The sequence below is a fragment of the Paenibacillus sp. PL91 genome (assembly GCF_012935325.2).
Lineage (GTDB): Bacteria > Bacillota > Bacilli > Paenibacillales > Paenibacillaceae > Pristimantibacillus.
Genome location: NZ_JABBYG020000013.1, coordinates 138,771 through 157,091, shown reverse-complemented (window position 1 = coordinate 157,091; position 18,321 = coordinate 138,771). Strand labels below are relative to the sequence as shown.

The following is an 18,321-nucleotide window of genomic DNA, read 5'->3' as shown; positions in this document are numbered from 1 at the left end:
CGGAGGCGCCTATGCAGGCTCGAATGGTTACACTCGGAATCGTCGTCGCATCGATAACCCGTCAACCCTTGGATGAAGAATCGGAGCCGGTACTGCCGGAGCCCCGCTTCTACCGAGCGCTCAGCATTGCCGGCAAGCCGCATGGCATTTATGTCTATGTGTTCTCGGAAGAAGGCCTGCAGCCGGAATCGAAGCTGCTTTATGGCTATGGCTATGAGCAAAATCGGTGGGTGAGGCAGCTGGTACCATTACCGGACATCATCTATGATCGATGCTTCTTCACCGAAGCTAACCAGCGAACCCGCTGCCAAAGAATGTTGCATTTCTTATCAGAGAAGAAGCCCTATCTGTTGCTTAACGGGAACCTCCCGGCAAAGCTTGACGTCCATGACGCGCTTAGAGATGATCCTTTGCTGGCGAAGCACTTGCCTGCAACTACCCCCTATCGATCCGCGGAGCAGGTTAAAAAGATGACGGATCGCCATCTAGGCGGCATTGTGCTAAAGCCATCGGCTGGCATGCAGGGCAGAGGTATATTGCATATTAGGCGCAGCCCATACAGGCAAGCAACGAAGGTAAAAGGGAGAACCCGCCAAAACGGATCTTTTTCAATGACTTTTACAAACGATAACGAATTAGAGCAATGGATAACCAGCTTTATTAACCGCTCACCCTATTTAATCCAGCCTTATCTTGCGCTTAGCGGTGAGGACGGCAAGCCTTTTGACGTAAGAACACTCATGCAGAAGGATCACGCAGGAAAATGGTCGCTGACCGGAGTCGTCGTTCGTACCGGGCAAGCGGGATCTCTGACATCCAACCTGCACGGCGGCGGCGACGCCCTCCCGGCTGCTCCAATGCTTGCTGCCAAATTTGGCCAGCAAAATGCCGAACGTTTGCTAGAGCAGATCCATACAATAAGCAAGCAAACAGCAGAACGTCTTGAAAGCAAATTTGGCAGATTTGCCGAGCTTGGATTAGATTACGGCATTGAGCCAAGCGGCCGCATTTGGCTGATTGAAGCAAACTCGAAGCCAGGCCGATCTTCCTTTCGAATCGCCAATGACCTAGAGGCCGCGCGGCTATCCATCGAAAGACCGCTTTTATATGCACGCTTGCTGTCTAGGCGCTTGTCTCCGTACTTTGCAGCCAATGAATCAACAAACGGCCGTCACCGGTTAAAAAGATCAGACAACCAAATACGGCCTTTCAACGTTCAGGAGGTTCATCGATGAGTTTGACAACTTGTAACGTACATTTCTCACAGCAGTCTAATAATATCGTATATTTGTCCAGCCCTCTGCTAAAGCATCTGAAGCTCTCAGGCAAAAAGTCGGTTCACCTCAAGCTGGGCAAAGAAGTAATTACAGCTGAAATCAAGCAGTTGAACCGGCCAGGCAATCATTTGTACTTGTCGACAGGAATACGGCAATCGATTAAGGTGCCGAAATCCGGAAACGTATATGTGCTTAACAACGGCGATAATGAGGTGCAACTTGGACCGCTTGTCGGCATACTAAGCGATAATGGCGTACGCTCGGAGAGCAACCCGTTTGGCGGGCGAACCAATTTCATTAAGCAGATTATTCGCACAGGGGAGCACAAGGCTTACCTATTCGGCTTCACTCCGCATGATATCAATTGGCAGCAGGAAACCGTCAACGGCTATTTTCTTGATACGCAGGGCAGCTGGTATCGGAAGATCGTGCCGCTTCCGGACGTCGTATACAACCGGCTTCCGAACCGCAAGACGGAGACATCCGCATCTATTAATGCGCTCCGCGAGCGCTTCGTTCGCCGGAAAATTCCTTTTTTCAACTGGAGCTTCTTCAATAAGGCCGACGTTTACAAGCTTCTGGATAAAGATCCTGAAGCGTTGGTTCATCTGCCCGATTCCGCTTCCGGTCCAACTATGGAACAAATAAAGGAAATGCTTGAAAAACATCATTTTCTTTATTTCAAGCCAACCGCAGGCAGCCTTGGTATAGGGATATATAGACTGACCTATCATCCAAAGCGCGGTTATTTTGCACGTTACCGCAAAGGCCGCCAAAACGTGCTGCTTCGTTTCTCAAACTTCAACAGCATGATGCGGATGCTGCAAACGAAGCATGGCCATAATTTAAGCCAATACGTCGTCCAACAGGGGATCCGGCTTGTGGAAATCGATGGCTGTCCGCTCGACTTCCGCTTTCATATGCATAAGAACGGCAAAAACGAATGGGTACCTGCCGGCATCGGAGCAAAGAAAGCAGGTCGCGGCAGTGTAACGACGCATGTGAAAAACGGCGGATCGCTAATGACGCCGGAGCAGGCGCTTGAGAAAACATTCGGCGATCAGTCGAGTATCGTGCTTGAAAAAGCGAAAAAAACAGCCATCAAGCTAGCGGAGGCCATCGAACGGAATTATCCGCATCGATTAGGCGAGCTGGGCTTGGATATTGGCATCGATAAAGATGGGGAAATATGGATGTTTGAAGCCAATGCTAAGCCAGGCCGTTCGATTTTCAAGCATCCTGCGCTTCGTTCGGAGGGTCGGGCGTCGATATCTTACATTTTTGAGCACTGTATGTACCTTAGCCGTTTTCAAGGCCAAGGAGGTAATAGCTGATGGACAGCAAGCATTCAGAAGATTATGAAATAAGAGGAATGCGAGCTGGCAGGACAGTATTGGCTATTTTAACGATAGATGATGATGTTCAGCTCTTCCGAGGAAACCGCAGCAACTTCGCCGATTTGATACGAACCGGTCAATCCATGGGGTTTATTGTCTATGTAGTGACGGTAAAAAACCTGCTGCTGACACGGAACAGCTTAAAAGGCTTCGTATACAATGCAGAGAACGACAGCTGGCAGCAGCGCCTTCTTCCTTTCCCCGACATTATTTATAATCGAATCCCGCAGAGGGAGGATGAAGAGCTGCCTGCTGTTAAGCAAAAGATCGAAGCATGCCATAAGCATCCGCATGTGAAGCTCTTTAATCCGTTTTTCTTCAACAAATGGGATCTCTTCGAATGGCTGCGTCTCTCTAAATCAACCAAACCCTATATTCCGACGACCCGCAAGCTGATCACGGTAACGGGTCTTGGACGAATGATGCGCAAGCATTCTTACCTTTATTTAAAGCCTGAAAGCGGAAAAGCCGGCAAGGGCATCATGACGATTAAGGTTGAAACCGAAACCCAGCAGCCCTATCATTTAAAAATACAAGAAAATAAAAAAAGCGCCACCTATCAATGCTCATCGATCAATAAGCTGTGGAGCCGCATCCAAAAGCAAAGCGGAGGGGAGGCCTACATTGCCCAGCAGGGCATTGATTTGGCTTCCTTCAACGAACGCAGATTTGACCTTCGCGCGCTCGTGCAAAAAAACCAGCGTGGACAGTGGGACATTACAGGAATTGGCGCACGGATAGCCGGCGCTTCGAGCATAACAACCCATGTGCCAAGGGGCGGCATGATCGAGGATCCGGAGAAGCTGCTCGTCAATTCATTTAATGAGGAGCAGGCGCGTAAGCTGTTAATAAAAGCAAAAAACACGGCAGTTCTCATTGCCAAACAAATTGAGCGCGCCTCGGGGCAGCTCTTGGGTGAGATGTCGATGGATTTGGGCATAGACAGCGTAGGAAATATGTGGTTTTTTGAAGCGAATTCAAAACCAATGAAATTTGATGAGCCTCATATTCGTCAAAAATCGTTGGAGCGCATTTTTCATTACGGAGCTTATTTGGCTAAAATGAAAGCGGAAAAAGCGGGAGGCGCGTAAATTGGAGCTGGAGCTGCTTACACCAGACGTTTGGTTATTGGAGCAAAAACGACTTATCGGCTTTGCCATCCGTTTCGGGGATAAGCGGCTAGCTGTCTCTACTATTCATGCGCTTCGCAAGCTGGACAGTTCCCTGCTTAAAGAAGCTCACGATGGGACATTCGGTGCAGTTGCTGTGATCGCTAAGCACAGCAGCCGCATCGCCGGCTTTGGCTTTGCAGAAAACGGCGGCGAGGGAGCCTGCATGGTCGTCGTTCATCCCGAAGCAAGGAGCCTTGGAATCGGCAGCGCTATCGTACAAGCGATGATTGCGCGCCTAGGCAAGCTCACCTGCAACGTAGCAACTGACAATACAGCCAGCATGGCGCTCTGCTTCCGCCTTGGCATGACTGCGGTATCTATGCACAGAGGACCTACAGGAAAACCGACGCTCCGATTCGAGAGAAATAACGCGCAGGATACATCTGCCGCATCTCGTCCATTCCTTGCAATTACAGCAAAGCAAGATGGAGCTAAGGAAAAACAAAGATAAGCTTGCCTTCACATGCAAAGGAGCAGCGCACTCGCGCCGCCTAGCCTTGCAGGTGTTTTTTTGTCTTTCTGTCATAGCTATACATTCCAGTTGCAAGCGGCTTAAGGCCCGTTACTTTGCTTCATAGCCATTCATCCGTAAATGAGCCTTGAACATGTCGCTTGTTGAAGGCAGCTCTTCCGGTTTGGGCCATTTTTCGGTGTCCCATACGCCAGACTGCTTGAGAGCCCGCGGACAATGGATGAAGCATTCCTGTACTTCTACAACGACCGCGAGTGCAGGCGTTTTGCCGCTCCAATCCATCTGCTCGATAAGCTCTGCATTTGTCGTAAGCGCTGCGCGCCCATTGATGCGCAGCACCTCCTGCATGCCGGGAATGACAAAGAGCATGCCAACTTGCGGATTTTACAGCAAATTCAGCAAGGAGTCGATTCTCCGATTGCCCGGCCGCTCTGGATAAACAAGTCGAAAATCGTCAAGCGGCTTCACAAATCCGGCATCGTCGCCTCGCGGCGACGTATCACAGCGACCAGCGGCATTCGACGAGGATAAGAAAAACAAGGGGGATAAGGACAAGAAGTGACGGACATGCTCCTCCATTTGTGAAACGGATTTTTTGACAACCGCTTCGTGAGGCTCTCCCACTAGCGCCTGCAATTGGTCGGCAGATACAATAAGATCGGTTTTCCACAATGTTTGATTCACGAATAATTCTCCTTTGTCTTCCGTATCTATACAGCAAATCCCGATTTTTCTGGCTCAATCAGATTGCTGTGAATACGGAAGCCCCTTCCTCTATTGATCCAGCAAGCGAGTGAGCTCACGGAAATCGGTAATCAGCACGTCAGCTCCGTCAAGCTCTGCCTTGCGCCCGTATGTCGCATATGCGCAGCCGATCGTTTGCAGCCCGTTGCCCTTTCCAGCCTCGACATCCGATGAGCGGTCGCCGACCATCCAAGCCGTTTTAACGCTGTGATCCTTCAGCAGACGCGCTACTAGATCAACCTTGCTTGCCGTTGCAAATTCTCCCGCGCTGTACAAACCGTCAAACAGCTCGGCAATACCTCTGTAACGCGCAACACCCTTCACATAATCCTCAAGTCCATTGCTCGCCACGAACAGCTTCACCCCGCGACCCTTCAGCTCGCGCAGCGTCTGCTCGACGTATGGGTAAAGCTCGCCTTCTCCACGCTCCAAGCCTTCAAGCTCGTATTGAAGCAGCAGTTCATCAGCACGCTTCCGCGCAGCCTCCGTGCTATCTGGCATAACCTGGCGCCAAATGTCCTCCAGCAGCATGCCTAGGCAGCTTAGCAAGCGCTCGACGGGCGGCGTCTCATTCTCATAAAGCCGTTCCTCCCGTAGCGTCTCAAACACGCGGTTGTGAACGGGTACAAGCAGCGTATCCGTTTCAAACAACGTTCCATCCATATCAAATATTACAGCCTCAGGCACTTGAAGCTTTAGCTTGCTCATCATTGCAATCCCCCTTCAAAGTCTGCTCTTATCATACTGGAATAAGGGAAAACATCGCAAGCTTGAAGACTGGCAATCTGCCTCTATGCGCATCTCTCTAGACATTCGCTTATAGACTGCTTTCCCTGCGGCGTGGCATTAAGCTTGGACGTTTCGCACGGAATAAATGCTACAAGCAAACAAGCTCTGCTCTGCGTATGCTGACAGCAACGGAAAGGAGTTGATCGATAAATGACAGATGAGCGTTTGGTTATGACTCTGCTCGGAAGCGGCGGAGGGGTTGGCAAAGCAGTACTGGCTCTTTTAGAGCAGGTGCTTCAAGATACGAAGGCTCCGCTTCATGCTGCTCTAGCGAGCTGCACGATCCATTGTATCGACGTAAAGCCTCAGCAACTGGAAGCCGATTACGCCACCTACTGTCCCCAGCTAGCCAGTCATCTCGTGCTTCATCAATTTGATTTGCAGGATACGGCAAGATTCAAACAGCATTTGACGGATACAGCTTCTGTGCTCGTCATTGACGCTTCTTGGGCGGATACGTTAGCGATGCTCGAATGCTGCAATGAGCTTGCTGTTTCATACGTAAACACCGCACTCGAGAGCACAGAGGTGGATAATCGCAATGAGCTGGAGGGATTTACGCTCATCGAGCGTTATGCCAGGTTCAAAGAATGCAAAAGCAGCTTCACCGGCCTCAAGGCGATCATCGGGTCAGGCATGAATCCGGGGGTCGTTCAGTGGTTTGCGCTCTCGCTCATGCAGGAGCAGCCAGACAAGCTCCCGCTCGCTTGCTACATCGTAGAAACAGACAGCAGCTTTTATGCCGATCGGACGATGCATCAGCCTAATACGGTATACAGCACCTGGTCTCCCGAATGTTATTTGGATGAAGCGATTTTAAACTATCCGATGTATGTCAGTAACCACATGCCTTTATTTCTGTACAGGCACGTCTACGAGCAAACATTCCTAGTCAAACTCGGTCTCACGTCCTTTGAGGGCTGCCTTATGCCGCATGAGGAGGTGCTGTCGCTTGGCGAGCGCTTCCCGTTCGAGCTTGGATTCATTTACAAGGTCAATGAAGTGACGACCGACATTTTGCATAGTCACTTGAATGACGCGGATGAGCTATGGAATTGGAAGCATCAGCTGCTTGATCCAAGGGACGCGGAGCTTGAAGGCTCCGACTTGGTCGGCGTGCTTCTTGTTTACGACGATCATGAGCGCTATTTATTTAATGTTATGGAAAATAAAGAGATTTTCGAGGCATATGGAACGAACGCTACGTATTTTCAAGTTGCGTGCGGACTCTATGGCGGCATTTGTTCCTTGCTGCTCGGAGATGTGCCAAAAGGCGCCAACTGGGTAGATGAGCTTTCGGAAAAAGGAATTAAAGCATATGGCGACTATATCTCTTATTTCATGAAGCCACTCGTCCGAGGTACGAATGCCAGCTCCGATGGCTTGCTGCTGCAGCGTTTGCGTGAATGGAAAAACTAACTTTCAAGGCTTGCGGCTGCAAGCCTTTTTTCTTACAGGCGTAAGTCCATGGCTTATTTCCGGCTGAATAGATAAGCTGGCAGCATTGCAATCCTCCCGATCGCATAAGGACCGAGATACGCGCCGCTTGCCAGAAATGCTGGATTCTCAAGCACGCGGTGCACCTCTGTCATAAATACGGTGTTACGCGCAAGCGTCTCCATCACGGCATCTGCTGCAATAACAAAAAATAAAAAAGCGGCGACGACCGCTATACCATCAAAAATCCGGCTGGCTGCACCGCTCAATCGGCTGACCCCTGCGATTAGGGCTGCTCCTATCGCTAGCGCTGCTCCAATCATCAACATCATACACCTTCACCTCTAGTGTCAGGTTCGGTCATTTTCAGGCGGCTTAAACCTAAACGTGGCATAGAAATACAGCAGATGTGAATAAATAGCGAGAAGCTTGTTTACATATGAATAGAAAATTGGCATCAATTAAATGAAAGAATGGAGAGGTTTGCCATGAAAAATAGCTTGCGATGGTTGAACGTCATCGGTCTCGCCGCCGTGCTTGCAGTAAACGGACTTGCACAGTGGCTCCCTATTAACGGCAAAACGACCGGAGAGCTATCAGCTAAGTACCCCTTGCTGATCACGCCTGCGCCTTATGCGTTTTCTATTTGGTCGATTATTTATTTGCTCCTCATCGGTTTCGTCGCCTATCAGCTCAGGCCGCAGGCAGCTAACAGCAAAGCATTGCAAAGTATAGGTCCATGGTTTCCAATCAGCTGTCTTCTTAATGTCGCTTGGATTCTCGTCTGGCACTATGAGAAGCTGACGGCAAGCGTGTTCGTCATGCTTGGCCTGCTCCTATCGCTGATTGCCATATATACCGCAGTTAGGAGAACTAAGCAGGAACACAGATACCAACTTGCGGCGAGCGCTTTCTTGTCCGGCTTCCGTTCAGCATATACCTTGGCTGGATCTGCACGGCAACTCTTGTGAATATTTCCGTTGCCTTATTTGCCATTAATTGGAGCAGCTTCTCGTTTTCCGACATCGTTTGGACTATTGTCTTGCTGGCGGTTGCTAGCTTGCTTGCCCTCGCTATCGGCTTTAAGTATCGAGATGCTGCGATCATCCTCGTATTTATATGGTCGTTTATTGCGATTGCCGTAAAGCAGGGACAGCAATCTGAGGTTGCGCTCGCTGCACTGACCGGCGCTGCCATTTTGGCAGTGGCTGCCGTCGTCATTTGGATACAAGCATACAAAAGGAATAAAGCTGCATATTGAAAATTAGAACCGAATATGTCACACTGTGTGGTGGGTATCAGGACTAATTGCCCCTTGCAGGAAAGGACGTGACGGTTCACGTATGACAAAATGGCTGCTTCGTTCGATGACAGAATTAAGCTCGCGCAAATGGATATCCAGCATAACCGGAAAATTCGCGCAATCGGCTGCCAGCCGCCCTTTTATTTCCCGTTTCGCCAAAACATATGGCATTAAGATCGAGGAAGCAGAGCTGCCTCTTTCCCAATATATGACATTAAATGAATTTTTCACACGTCGGCTGAAGCCCGGGCTTCGGGAGGTTCACGCTGGCACAGATTCTCTCATAAGTCCCGTAGATGCGCTCATAACCGGTGCTGGACCAATAAGCAGCGGCACGATCGTCAACGTAAAGGGACAGGACTACACGATTGACGAGCTGCTCAACCGTTCTCCGCGAACGGCTAATTATATGAACGGTTATTACATCGTCCTATATTTAAGCCCAACGGACTATCATCGCATACATACGCCAATCGGCGGTCGGATTGTGGAACGCGAGCATGTTCCAGGCAGAGTTTATCCCGTAAACGATTTTGGCCTGCGCCATATGCGCAGAGTGCTTAGCCGCAACGAGCGGCTGATTACTTATATGCAGCATTCCGCCGGGGAAACAGCTGTCGTTAAAGTCGGTGCGATGAATGTGAGCAGCATTCAATACGTACAGCCGATAAAGCCCGAAATGGCAAAAGGCGAGGAGCTCGCTTACTTTGAATTTGGCTCGACCGTCGTGCTGCTGCTGGAGGATGGCACGTTTACTCCGCGCGAAAATGGCCTGCTTGGCATGAAGGTTCGAATGGGTGAGCGTCTTGGCTCCCTTCAAGGCGATTAGATCAAATCAGCAAGCATGGATCCTGATTTGATCTGAGCAAAATAAGAAGCTGTCTCATAAGATCATTGATCTTGTAAGACAGCTTCTTTTTTACGCATAACCGCTACGCCGCCGAAAATAGATCTAAAATCTAGACCTATTCCCGCCAAAATAGCTCCTTTCACTGAAATAGATCTAGAAAGTAGACTTATTGCAGACGCATCCCCCCGAAAATGCTCGCTTGCACACGGTGCCGCCGAAAATAGATCTAAAATCTAGACCTATTCCCGCCAAAATAGCTCCTTCCACAGAAATAGATCTAGAAAGTAGACTTATTGCAGACGCATCCCCCCGAAAATGCTCGCTTGCACACGCTGCCGCCGAAAATAGATCTAAAATCTAGACCTATTCCCGCCAAAATAGCTCCATCCACAGAAATAGATCTAGAAAGTAGACTTATTGCAGACGCTTTCCCCTAAATTGCTCACTTGCACACGCTGCCGCCGGAAATAGATCTACAATCTAGACCTATTCCCGCCAAAATAGCTCCTTTCACTGAAATAGATCTAGAAAGTAGACTTATTGCAGACGCATCCCCCCGAAAATGCTCGCTTGCACACGGTGCCGCCGAAAATAGATCTAAAATCTAGACCTATTCCCGCTAAAATAGCTCCTTCCACAGAAATAGATCTAGAAAGTAGACTTATCTTCAATCAAAAAAATGGCGTTACAGGTGCATTCTCCTGCAACGCCATTGCCTATCGAATCTCTGACGGGCTGCGGCCCGTATACTGCTTGAATTGCCGGCTGAAGAAAAAAATATCGCGATAGCCGAGTGCGTCAGCTACTTCCGTTACGTTCATGCCTGCATGCATGAGCAAATGCTGCGCTCGCTCAATTCTCGTACGAATCATGTACGTCTGCACCGACATCCCGATCAGCTCCTTGAACTTCATCGAAAAATAACGGGGCGAGAGCTGTGCTCGCATTGCCAAATCCTCTACCCGATGCGCAATACTTGGGTTTTGCCGTACAAAGTTGGCTACCTCGTGAATGGCCTCGGTCAGCTGATTGCTTGCCTTCTTCTCCACCGGCAGCTGCTTATCCTCTCTCAGAAGATGAATCATCAGCTGCTTAAGAACAAGCTGCGCTTCCTCCTCCGCCGCATAAGTCTGTACAAGAAACAGCCTCACATAGCGCGATAGCATATATTCAAAATCGACCGTATCGCTCAATTGTCTATACCGATTCGGTACCGCATCGATCGCTTCGTTGATGGCAAAATGAATATAGGATAATACGAGCGGCTTCTGCGGGTTATGTGTAGCGCTTGTGTAATCGTTTGGACGGAACAGGAAGCAGCTTCCCGGTCCAACCTGATAAGGGGTGCCATTGACCTCAACCTCCCCCTCACCGCTCCATACGTAAAATAAATCAAAATTGGCCATCGGCTTCTCTCGTCTCGCCCATCTCCAGCCCGGCTCGCATACGATTTTGGCAAACGCAGGTAACAGGATGAACGAATCAGGCGAAATGTGCAGCATAGGGCAACCTCCTGTGCGAATCTATGCCGTTATCATACAACAGCACCAAACTTTTGTACAAGCTGCCCTAAAATTACGAAAAAATTTGCTTTGAGAATGGTTTGCAGCTTTAAAAAAATGTTATAATAGCACCCGACAAGCGTAAACGGCTAACGCCTGATTATACTCATTTCAAATGAATGATTTCGGAAGGATGGAATAAAGTCCATGAACCCACTTGCTCAGCAGTTAAACGAGACGTTGAAATCGGAGAGTCCGAACGTCTATGCGATGTTGTCAGCCTTAGGCAAAGCGATTTATTTCCCAAAAGAGGGCATACTCAGTCAGTCCGCCGAAGCGAAAACAAAAGCAACCAAATTTAACGCTACTATCGGTATTGCAACAGAAGGCGGACAGCCGATGCACCTTAAGGTCATCCAGGACACGCTCTCTGCCTACAATCCGAAAGATATATATGAATATGCTCCGCCTGGCGGAAAGCCCGAGCTTCGTGCCGCTTGGCGTACGAAGATGATTAAGGATAACCCTTCCCTTGCTTCCAAGGGCTTCGGCAATCCCGTTGTTACTAACGCATTGACGCACGGCCTTAGCATCGTAGCCGATTTGTTCGCAGATGCTGGCGATGCGGTTATTATTCCAAATAAAAACTGGGAAAACTACGAGCTTACATTCGGTATCCGCCGCGGAGCCGAAATTGTAGAATACCCGCTCTATAATGATCAAACCCGCTTCAACAGCGCCGGCTTGCGCGAAGCGTTGCTCGCTCAGAAGGAGAAAGGGAAAGCAATCGTCGTACTGAACTTCCCGAACAACCCAACAGGCTATACGCCAGGACCGCAAGAGGGCGAAGAGATTATCGCAGCGATCCGCGATGCGGCTGAAGCAGGAATCAATGTGGTTGTTGTAACCGACGACGCTTACTTTGGCTTGTTCTTCGAGGATTCCTTGCAGGAATCTTTGTTCTCCAAGCTTGCCGACCTTCACCCGCGCGTTCTTGCCATAAAGGTGGACGGCGCTACGAAGGAAGAGTACGTATGGGGCTTCCGCGTTGGCTTTATCACATACGCTTCAGCATCGGCATCCGTTTTGACCGCGCTTGAGCAAAAAACGACCGGCATTATTCGCGCGACCATTTCCAGCGGTCCTCATCCGTCGCAAACATTCGTATTGCGCGCGTTGACATCGCCTGAGTTCGAAGCTCAAAAAGCAGAGAAATACGATATTATGAAGCGTCGCGCTAACCGCGTCAAATCATTGCTCGACAGCGGCCGTTATGGCGATGTATGGGGCTACTATCCGTTCAATTCCGGCTACTTTATGTGCCTGAAGCTGAGCGTTGTAACGGCTGAGTCGGTACGCGTTCATTTGCTGAACCAATATGGCATCGGTACGATCGCATTAGGAGAAACCGACCTGCGCGTTGCTTTCTCCTGCATCGAGGAAGAAAACCTCGAAGAGCTGTTCGATACGATTTTCAAAGCCGTTAATGAAGTAATCGCTCAAAAGGTATAACAGGCTGGCGCCGTTCTACGGCTGCCATTTCAGGCTTGTCCCAAACGCAAACCCCCCTAAAGCAGCATGTCTCTCAGACGATGCTTCCTTAGGGGGTTTTTTCTATCTTTAATCCTCATCTTCATCCATGCTGAGCTTCTTGCGAAGGCGGGAAGGTCGAATGGCCAAGTACACGAGCGCCAAACCCGCCGCAACCAAAGCTGGTACGTACACTCCCGAGAAGAGTAGCGGCAAAGCAACAAATAGCCAAAGCAGCGCCGTACAAAACAGCATAGCCGTCCGGTCAACCTTCAAATATTGCTGGGTTCGCTGCGTCTCCGGCAGTGGATATACATGCTTCCAAACCGTATGACGATGGATGTGGCGCAGGCCGCCTAGTTGAACGGCAATCAAGCCCATAAAAATAATAAAAGTAATGACGCTGCCGTAACCGGAAAGCGACACAGCATCGGCAAACCAATACGTGATCAAGCAGCCGAGAAAAAGCAGACGCAGGATGATGCCGCCCATCTCCGTTCGAAACATGGATGCCGCATAGAGATAAACAAACGTATTTCGGTTCGAATAACGAATTAGGCGAAGTACCCATGTCAAATAGGATCTTTTTGAAATGCTCGAAGGAAGAGTCGGTACGTCAATGAATAGTCCAAAAAAAACATAATAGCGCTTGCGCGTCCTTGCTTCCTCATCGATCAGCCTCTCCCAAGGAAAACGATGTTTGCTGGGAAGACGATAAAGCAAGCTGTACAGGGCAACTACGAGCAAAGAAAATATCGCGGCTTGCCATACGGGACAAGTGAGCCACGCCGTAAGCAGTATGGCTGTCGCAATCCAGCGCAACGCACGCATAAGCCGTCTCATGCTTGGCCAAGTCATTTGCCGTTCTTTCCATGCCCCCCACACATTGCCTGACTTAAGCGCTGCTGCAATAACGGCAAGCAGCCAGCCTCCGCTTATGGCTGGACCTTGATTATAAATCGGCATGTAGAGCAGAAACACCAGTGCAGCCAAAATGAAGCATGCTCTCGTCGTATAGCGGAAGGAGAGGCGCAAATAGCCTGACATCTTCGCTTCTCGCGGCATCAGAAATACGGTATCGCCTAGTGCAAGCCATGTGCGAAGCGGACTCCAGCATAATACAAGCGTTAAGGCAATAACGCCGACAGCGGCAAAAGGAAAGTTCGCCGGCATATGGCGAATCAAGTTTATGTAGCCGATAGCAGATGAGATGATGATCAAGGACATAAAAGCCGGAAAGCCGCTCTGCCCCATATAGCGAAAATAAGGCAGCGTTTCCTCGCGGAACGCTTTTGCCCTTTGATGCCACATCTTCTCAAGCTTAGGATCTGAGGTCATTAGGCTTGGCCTCCAGTAACAAGCTTGTAGAAGGCATCCTCCAAGGAACCGCCGCGCAGATCCATCCCAGCAGCTTGCCTGACGTCCTCGAGCGTGCCTAAAGCAACTATTTTACCGTGATGCATGACGATGAACCGATCGCAATAGGTTTCGACTGTGGACAAAATATGCGAGCTCATAAGAATGGCAGCGCCCTTTCGCTTTACCTCGACGAGCCGCTCAAGAAGGGAGCGAATGCCAAGCGGATCAAGCCCCAGAAACGGCTCATCAATGATGTACAAAGGCGGCTCTGCCAGCAAAGCATTCATAATCATAACCTTCTGCTTCATGCCTTTGGATAAGTGCGAAGCAAATGCTTTGCGCTTGGGCATCATTTGAAACTGCTTCAGCAGCTCGTCTTCCCGTGCTTCAAACTGATTGTCCTGTACACTGTATGCCATGCCGGTTAAGCGCAGATGCTCCTCTACCGTCAATTCATCGAACAGCACCGGCGTCTCCGGCACGTAAGCAAATGCGCCGCGATAGCGGTCCGTTTCTTCCTCCAACGTAACGCCATCGACCTTTACCTCGCCAATCTGCGGCTTCATTAAGCCAAGGATATGCTTGATCGTAGTACTCTTGCCTGCGCCGTTCAAACCGATAAGACCTACCATTTCTCCAGCCTTCACCTCAAAGGAGATATCGTGCAGCACAGGTCTTTTGGGGCTATAGCCGCCGGTTAAACCATTTACCTGTAAAATAGGTTCCATCCTATCACCTTCAACATTACAATTTAGTTTTTGCTAGTAAACAGCATACCGAATAATCCGCTTAATATCAAAAAAAAGACATCACCATAAGTGGTGATGCCTCCTTTATCTATTGATTATTTAATTTCAATCGACTTAGCCGTGTTATTATCGCCCTTCACCTGTACATACTGACCAGCTTTTAGCAGCGATGCATCACCGGAAATCGCAACGTTTGGATCAACATTATAAATGAAGACAACGGTTTGTGAATTTTCGACACGGGAGATCGAGATCGTCGAAAGCTTCGCTTGCGAGTTGAACGTAAGTGTATTAATATGGCCAAGCTCCGAGAAGGACGTAACGACAGGAGCCGATTTCGTAACCTCGATGAAGACCACTTTATTAAGGTACGTGCGTACCAGCACTTCATCGCCTGCGCGCAATGCGCTCAAAGGCGCCTTCTTGTCATCGCGGAAAATGAATACATTGGAATCAATTGCAAGAGCCGTTTCGGTATTATCCGCTTTCACGATTGTCAGGCTGCCATTTGCAGGATCTGCTTTCAGCTTGCCCGTAATCGCCTTCGCGTCATGATCCGGCATTTCCGTATCCGTACGATCCAGTAGTGCTGCCAGCTCTGCGCGAGTTACCGGCTGGTTTGGACGGAATGTTTTGCCATGCTTATCTTCATAGCCAGTAATGATCCCTTTCTTAAGAGCGAGGGCTACATAACCGACGGAACCGGCAGGAATTTCTTTCGCATCCTTAAAGTCCAGCTTCGTATTATTGAGAGCCTTTGCCTCATCCTCCAATTTAAGCGCTTTAACTAGAAGGATTGTCGACCACAATCTTGTTGCATTAACCTCCGGTTTAACTTCCGTTTCCGTCTCCGAGAACAAGTCGTTCTCCAAAGCGACAGCTACGTAACCGACTGCCCAAGGATATTTTTTTTCAATTTTGTCAGCGTCTTTGAATTGCAGATCCGTATTCATTTCCTCTGCCGATTCGGCTTGTGCACGAAGACCCATCAATCTGACAGCTGCAGTCAATGTTTCAATGCGGCTAATTTTTTGATTCGGTTTAAACGTGCCATCCTGGTATCCTGTGAATACACCCTTCGACGCTAGTCGCATAATGTATTCCATTGCCCATTTCAGGTCATCTTCATCTTCGAATTTCCATGTTACTTTAATATCATCATCTTTATCTTTGTTATCATTCTTATCCTGCTTGTCCTCTTGACGGCCTTTATCATCATCACGATCTCCGCCATTCCCCTTACCGTTGCCACCATCTGCAAAAGCTGACGTTGCTCCGCCTGCAAGCATTAGCAGCGCAAGCGAGGAAATTGCTGTCTTTTTCCACATTGTTTGTTTCATCAAGAAAGCCACACTCCTTTTTCGATTGCGGGTTTTGCCGCATTTTTACCTTCGCCCATATGGTTCGGGTGAGGCTGATCGATTTAAGAGGGTGGCTGTCAAAAAATAATTTATTGTTCCTTCTCTGCTTCGCGTTTTGCTTTCAACCATTTTGGCGCGCCTTTGTTTTTGCCTTCGCGCTTGCGCTCCACCTTCTTCGGAGCGGGCTTAGCCGCTGGCTTTGGCTTTGGGGCGGCAGCGATGCCTTTGATTGCTGCCTCTGGCTTTGCTTCCTTCACTGCAGAAGGAGCCTCCTTGCGCTCAATCGATCGTTTCGCCTGCTGTACATCCGAACGCTCGGCAAGCTTCGCTTCATGACGAGCCGCAAATGGGCGCGTAGCCTCTCTCAGTTCTTCCTCTGTCAGCAGCTTGCCTCTAAACATCGTCCGTTCCGACAGATCAATGCCGAGCTGCTTCCGGAATTTCTCCATAATAAACAGCTCCTGCGGCGTCACGATTGACACAACCGTACCCGCTCGACCCATCCGTCCGGTACGTCCCGCTCGGTGCACATAATGGTCTGCATCTGCCGCTGGATCTAGATGAATAACGAGCGTCAGCCCTTCAATATCAAGGCCGCGGGCCGCAACATCCGTCGCAAGCAGAAGCTGACAGCGACCATCCCGAAAGCGTGCCAACGTTGCTGCTCGGCGCTGCTTATCGGCATCGCCATACAACGCTTCAACGGTGAAGCCTTCGTAGCTAAGCTTCGATTCCCAGTTCGAAATGTTGTCAGTATCGTTGAGAAATAGAAGTGCGGATGCCGGGTTCAGCAAACGTATGAGTCGCCTAGCCGTATCAGTCTTGTCCCGTTTATCGCTGACGATATAATAATTGTCGATCGTCTGCGAAACGCGGTGCTCCGGCGTAATTTGGATGCGCTCCGGGTTTTTCATCCAGCGCCCTTCAAAGCGTGCCATCTGCTCCGGGTACGTCGCGGAGAAAAATGCAATTTGCCGATCTCGGCCCACGCTGTGCAAAATAATTTCTACCTCTTTCGTCGAGCCGAGCTGGAATACCTGATCCGCTTCATCAATCACGACGTTATTGACGTCATTCAGTCGAAGCTTGCGCAGCTTAAGCAGCTCATGAATGCGCCCCGGCGTTCCGATAACAAGCTGCGGACGAAGCTTCAGCTTCTCCACTTGACGCTTCAGCGCCGCCCCCCCAATCAACTGCTGAACACGAATGTTGATTGGCTCAGCATACGCTTCCGCAACGCGGACGATTTGCATGGCCAGCTCTTGCGTTGGCGCCAAAATAATTGCTTGTATCGCATTCGAATGCGAATTCAGCTTTTGAAGCAGCGGCAGCAAATAAGCAAGCGTCTTGCCGGTGCCCGTCTGCGATCTTGCAGACACATTGCTGCCTCCAAGCAGAATCGGTATCGTCTCCGCCTGCACATCAGTTGGCTCAACTATTCCGTTTGCCGCAAGCTTATTCGCCAGCAGCTCATTAATGCCTATCTCATTCCAAGTATACTTGCTCATTCTTTAATCCTCTCTCATTCAAGCCTTTATTTTCGATTGATCAAACCGCCGAATAACATGTCGATCGTTCGCGGCAGCAATTGATAAAGCTTTATTCCGATTGCTGCTGTGCCCGGCAGGTCCAGCTCAGCCTTCCTTCGTTCAATCAAACGAACAATTCGTTTGACGACATATTCTGGCTTCATCATAAACCAATTCACATTTTTCACGTAAGAGCCAGAAGGATCAGCCAGCGAGAAAAAAGGGGTATCGATCGGCCCTGGATTAACCGCAGACACTTGTATCCCATGCTCGCGGAGCTCCATTCGCAGCGAGTTCGTAAAGCCAAGCACGGCATGCTTCGTAGCGGTATAGCTGGTCGACTTTGCGGTGCCTATCTTTCCAGCCAAGGAAGCGATGTTCACAATTTGTCCGCTGCCTTGCTTCACCATATGCGGGATGACCGCCTTCGTACAGCGAACGATTCCCATATAGTTCGTATCCATCATTTGCTCAAAGCTTTCCACATTCATGCTCATAAAATACTCGAATTGGCCATAGCCTGCGTTGTTCAGCAATACATCTATTTTTCCGTATTTCGCAATAACGGCTTCTACCGTCTGCTTGACCTGCTCGTTATCGGTCACATCCATCTGATAGTATGAATGCTTGCCTTTTATTGCGCCGGAAATCTCTTCAAGCTTCCGGGCGTTGCGTCCCGTCAGCACCGGGATCGCCCCTCGCTCAGCCAGCCTTATTGCCGTTAGCGCTCCGATTCCGCTTGATGCGCCGGAAATAAATATAACTTTGTCTTTTAACATCCAACATCACCCATTTACAAGTTTACTTGATTGGTACTACAGACGCAAAAAAAGCTCCCTAAGGAGCCATT

Annotated in this window: 19 protein-coding genes; 9 read left to right on the top strand and 10 right to left on the bottom strand. The window is 49.5% G+C overall.

What is annotated here, in order from left to right; genetic code table 11:
- Positions 1–11 precede the first annotated feature (11 nt).
- From HI950_RS25180 to HI950_RS25165, 4 genes are read left to right on the top strand one after another with little or no spacing between them, the layout of a single operon-like run.
- Positions 12–1,235, top strand: coding sequence for a YheC/YheD family endospore coat-associated protein (locus tag HI950_RS25180; RefSeq protein WP_169087002.1), 1,224 nt, complete (start codon positions 12–14; stop codon positions 1,233–1,235).
- Positions 1,232–2,611: a YheC/YheD family endospore coat-associated protein gene (locus HI950_RS25175; RefSeq protein ID WP_169087000.1), complete on the top strand. Its 1,380-nt coding sequence runs from the start codon at positions 1,232–1,234 to the stop codon at positions 2,609–2,611. The genes HI950_RS25180 and HI950_RS25175 overlap by 4 nt, the downstream gene beginning before the upstream one ends.
- A complete protein-coding gene (locus HI950_RS25170) occupies positions 2,611–3,765 on the top strand; it encodes a YheC/YheD family endospore coat-associated protein (protein WP_169086998.1) in 1,155 nt (384 codons plus the stop codon). Before HI950_RS25175 ends, HI950_RS25170 begins: the two co-directional genes overlap by 1 nt.
- Before the next feature lies 1 nt (position 3,766).
- Complete coding sequence (locus HI950_RS25165; RefSeq protein ID WP_169086996.1) at positions 3,767–4,297, top strand: GNAT family N-acetyltransferase; 531 nt, start codon at positions 3,767–3,769, stop codon at positions 4,295–4,297.
- A 111-nt stretch (positions 4,298–4,408) separates the two neighbouring features.
- On the opposite strand, the gene HI950_RS36080 is transcribed toward HI950_RS25165, so the two are convergent.
- The 3 genes from HI950_RS36080 to HI950_RS25155 form a co-directional block, all read right to left on the bottom strand.
- Complete coding sequence (locus HI950_RS36080; protein WP_223285494.1) at positions 4,409–4,687, bottom strand: PNPOx family protein; 279 nt, start codon at positions 4,685–4,687, stop codon at positions 4,409–4,411.
- A gap of 15 nt (positions 4,688–4,702) precedes the next feature.
- On the bottom strand, positions 4,703–5,002 hold the full coding sequence (locus tag HI950_RS36075) for a PNPOx family protein (protein ID WP_223285493.1): 300 nt from the start codon (positions 5,000–5,002) through the stop codon (positions 4,703–4,705).
- Positions 5,003–5,092: 90 nt separating this feature from the next.
- Positions 5,093–5,773 (bottom strand): HAD family hydrolase, encoded by a 681-nt coding sequence (locus HI950_RS25155; protein ID WP_169086994.1) that lies wholly within the window; start codon positions 5,771–5,773, stop codon positions 5,093–5,095.
- Positions 5,774–6,001: 228 nt separating this feature from the next.
- Between HI950_RS25155 and HI950_RS25150 the strand changes: the two genes are divergently transcribed.
- Positions 6,002–7,270 (top strand): saccharopine dehydrogenase NADP-binding domain-containing protein, encoded by a 1,269-nt coding sequence (locus tag HI950_RS25150; protein ID WP_169086992.1) that lies wholly within the window; start codon positions 6,002–6,004, stop codon positions 7,268–7,270.
- Between the two features lie 53 nt (positions 7,271–7,323).
- Here HI950_RS25150 and HI950_RS25145 read toward each other — a convergent pair whose 3' ends face one another.
- On the bottom strand, positions 7,324–7,620 hold the full coding sequence (locus tag HI950_RS25145; RefSeq protein ID WP_169086990.1) for a hypothetical protein: 297 nt from the start codon (positions 7,618–7,620) through the stop codon (positions 7,324–7,326).
- A gap of 156 nt (positions 7,621–7,776) precedes the next feature.
- Between HI950_RS25145 and HI950_RS25140 the strand changes: the two genes are divergently transcribed.
- The 3 genes from HI950_RS25140 (at position 7,777) to asd (ending at position 9,420) form a co-directional block, all read left to right on the top strand.
- A complete protein-coding gene (locus HI950_RS25140) occupies positions 7,777–8,259 on the top strand; it encodes a tryptophan-rich sensory protein (protein WP_169086988.1) in 483 nt (160 codons plus the stop codon).
- On the top strand, positions 8,256–8,549 hold the full coding sequence (locus HI950_RS25135; RefSeq protein WP_169086986.1) for a hypothetical protein: 294 nt from the start codon (positions 8,256–8,258) through the stop codon (positions 8,547–8,549). Before HI950_RS25140 ends, HI950_RS25135 begins: the two co-directional genes overlap by 4 nt.
- 82 nt (positions 8,550–8,631) lie before the next feature.
- Complete coding sequence (asd, locus tag HI950_RS25130; RefSeq protein WP_169086984.1) at positions 8,632–9,420, top strand: archaetidylserine decarboxylase; 789 nt, start codon at positions 8,632–8,634, stop codon at positions 9,418–9,420.
- Between the two features lie 737 nt (positions 9,421–10,157).
- Here the strand turns inward: asd and HI950_RS25125 are convergent.
- Complete coding sequence (locus HI950_RS25125) at positions 10,158–10,943, bottom strand: helix-turn-helix domain-containing protein (RefSeq protein ID WP_169086982.1); 786 nt, start codon at positions 10,941–10,943, stop codon at positions 10,158–10,160.
- A 207-nt stretch (positions 10,944–11,150) separates the two neighbouring features.
- Here HI950_RS25125 and HI950_RS25120 point away from each other — a divergent pair, with 207 nt between their 5' ends.
- A complete protein-coding gene (locus HI950_RS25120; RefSeq protein ID WP_169086980.1) occupies positions 11,151–12,455 on the top strand; it encodes an aminotransferase class I/II-fold pyridoxal phosphate-dependent enzyme in 1,305 nt (434 codons plus the stop codon).
- A 108-nt stretch (positions 12,456–12,563) separates the two neighbouring features.
- Here the strand turns inward: HI950_RS25120 and HI950_RS25115 are convergent, their stop codons facing one another.
- From HI950_RS25115 to HI950_RS25095, 5 genes are all read right to left on the bottom strand, one after another.
- Positions 12,564–13,811 carry an ABC transporter permease gene (locus tag HI950_RS25115; protein ID WP_169086978.1) on the bottom strand — a complete coding sequence of 416 codons (1,248 nt, stop codon included), beginning with the start codon at positions 13,809–13,811 and terminating at the stop codon, positions 12,564–12,566.
- Entirely contained in the window at positions 13,811–14,560 is a 750-nt protein-coding gene (locus tag HI950_RS25110) for an ABC transporter ATP-binding protein (RefSeq protein ID WP_169086976.1), read from the bottom strand. The genes HI950_RS25115 and HI950_RS25110 overlap by 1 nt, the downstream gene beginning before the upstream one ends.
- Before the next feature lie 116 nt (positions 14,561–14,676).
- Positions 14,677–15,921 (bottom strand): S-layer homology domain-containing protein, encoded by a 1,245-nt coding sequence (locus HI950_RS25105; protein ID WP_169087084.1) that lies wholly within the window; start codon positions 15,919–15,921, stop codon positions 14,677–14,679.
- A 110-nt stretch (positions 15,922–16,031) separates the two neighbouring features.
- A complete protein-coding gene (locus HI950_RS25100) occupies positions 16,032–17,450 on the bottom strand; it encodes a DEAD/DEAH box helicase (RefSeq protein WP_169086974.1) in 1,419 nt (472 codons plus the stop codon).
- A 26-nt stretch (positions 17,451–17,476) separates the two neighbouring features.
- Positions 17,477–18,250, bottom strand: a complete 774-nt coding sequence (locus HI950_RS25095) for an SDR family NAD(P)-dependent oxidoreductase (protein ID WP_169086972.1) — start codon at positions 18,248–18,250, stop codon at positions 17,477–17,479.
- Between the last annotated feature and the right edge of the window lie 71 nt (positions 18,251–18,321).

Bases quoted from the DNA above. Each gene is read 5' to 3' on its own strand.
- HI950_RS25170 (WP_169086998.1), top strand. From the start codon at position 2,611: ATGGACAGCAAGCATTCAGAAGATTATGAAATAAGAGGAATGCGAGCT.
- HI950_RS25155 (WP_169086994.1), bottom strand. From the start codon at position 5,773: ATGATGAGCAAGCTAAAGCTTCAAGTGCCTGAGGCTGTAATATTTGAT.
- HI950_RS25105 (WP_169087084.1), bottom strand. From the start codon at position 15,921: ATGAAACAAACAATGTGGAAAAAGACAGCAATTTCCTCGCTTGCGCTG.
- HI950_RS25180 (WP_169087002.1), top strand. From the start codon at position 12: ATGCAGGCTCGAATGGTTACACTCGGAATCGTCGTCGCATCGATAACC.
- HI950_RS25140 (WP_169086988.1), top strand. From the start codon at position 7,777: ATGAAAAATAGCTTGCGATGGTTGAACGTCATCGGTCTCGCCGCCGTG.
- HI950_RS25100 (WP_169086974.1), bottom strand. From the start codon at position 17,450: ATGAGCAAGTATACTTGGAATGAGATAGGCATTAATGAGCTGCTGGCG.
- HI950_RS25175 (WP_169087000.1), top strand. From the start codon at position 1,232: ATGAGTTTGACAACTTGTAACGTACATTTCTCACAGCAGTCTAATAAT.
- HI950_RS25125 (WP_169086982.1), bottom strand. From the start codon at position 10,943: ATGCTGCACATTTCGCCTGATTCGTTCATCCTGTTACCTGCGTTTGCC.
- HI950_RS25120 (WP_169086980.1), top strand. From the start codon at position 11,151: ATGAACCCACTTGCTCAGCAGTTAAACGAGACGTTGAAATCGGAGAGT.
- HI950_RS25150 (WP_169086992.1), top strand. From the start codon at position 6,002: ATGACAGATGAGCGTTTGGTTATGACTCTGCTCGGAAGCGGCGGAGGG.
- HI950_RS25115 (WP_169086978.1), bottom strand. From the start codon at position 13,811: ATGACCTCAGATCCTAAGCTTGAGAAGATGTGGCATCAAAGGGCAAAA.
- asd (WP_169086984.1), top strand. From the start codon at position 8,632: ATGACAAAATGGCTGCTTCGTTCGATGACAGAATTAAGCTCGCGCAAA.
- HI950_RS36080 (WP_223285494.1), bottom strand. From the start codon at position 4,687: ATGCTCTTTGTCATTCCCGGCATGCAGGAGGTGCTGCGCATCAATGGG.
- HI950_RS25110 (WP_169086976.1), bottom strand. From the start codon at position 14,560: ATGGAACCTATTTTACAGGTAAATGGTTTAACCGGCGGCTATAGCCCC.
- HI950_RS25095 (WP_169086972.1), bottom strand. From the start codon at position 18,250: ATGTTAAAAGACAAAGTTATATTTATTTCCGGCGCATCAAGCGGAATC.
- HI950_RS25145 (WP_169086990.1), bottom strand. From the start codon at position 7,620: ATGATGTTGATGATTGGAGCAGCGCTAGCGATAGGAGCAGCCCTAATC.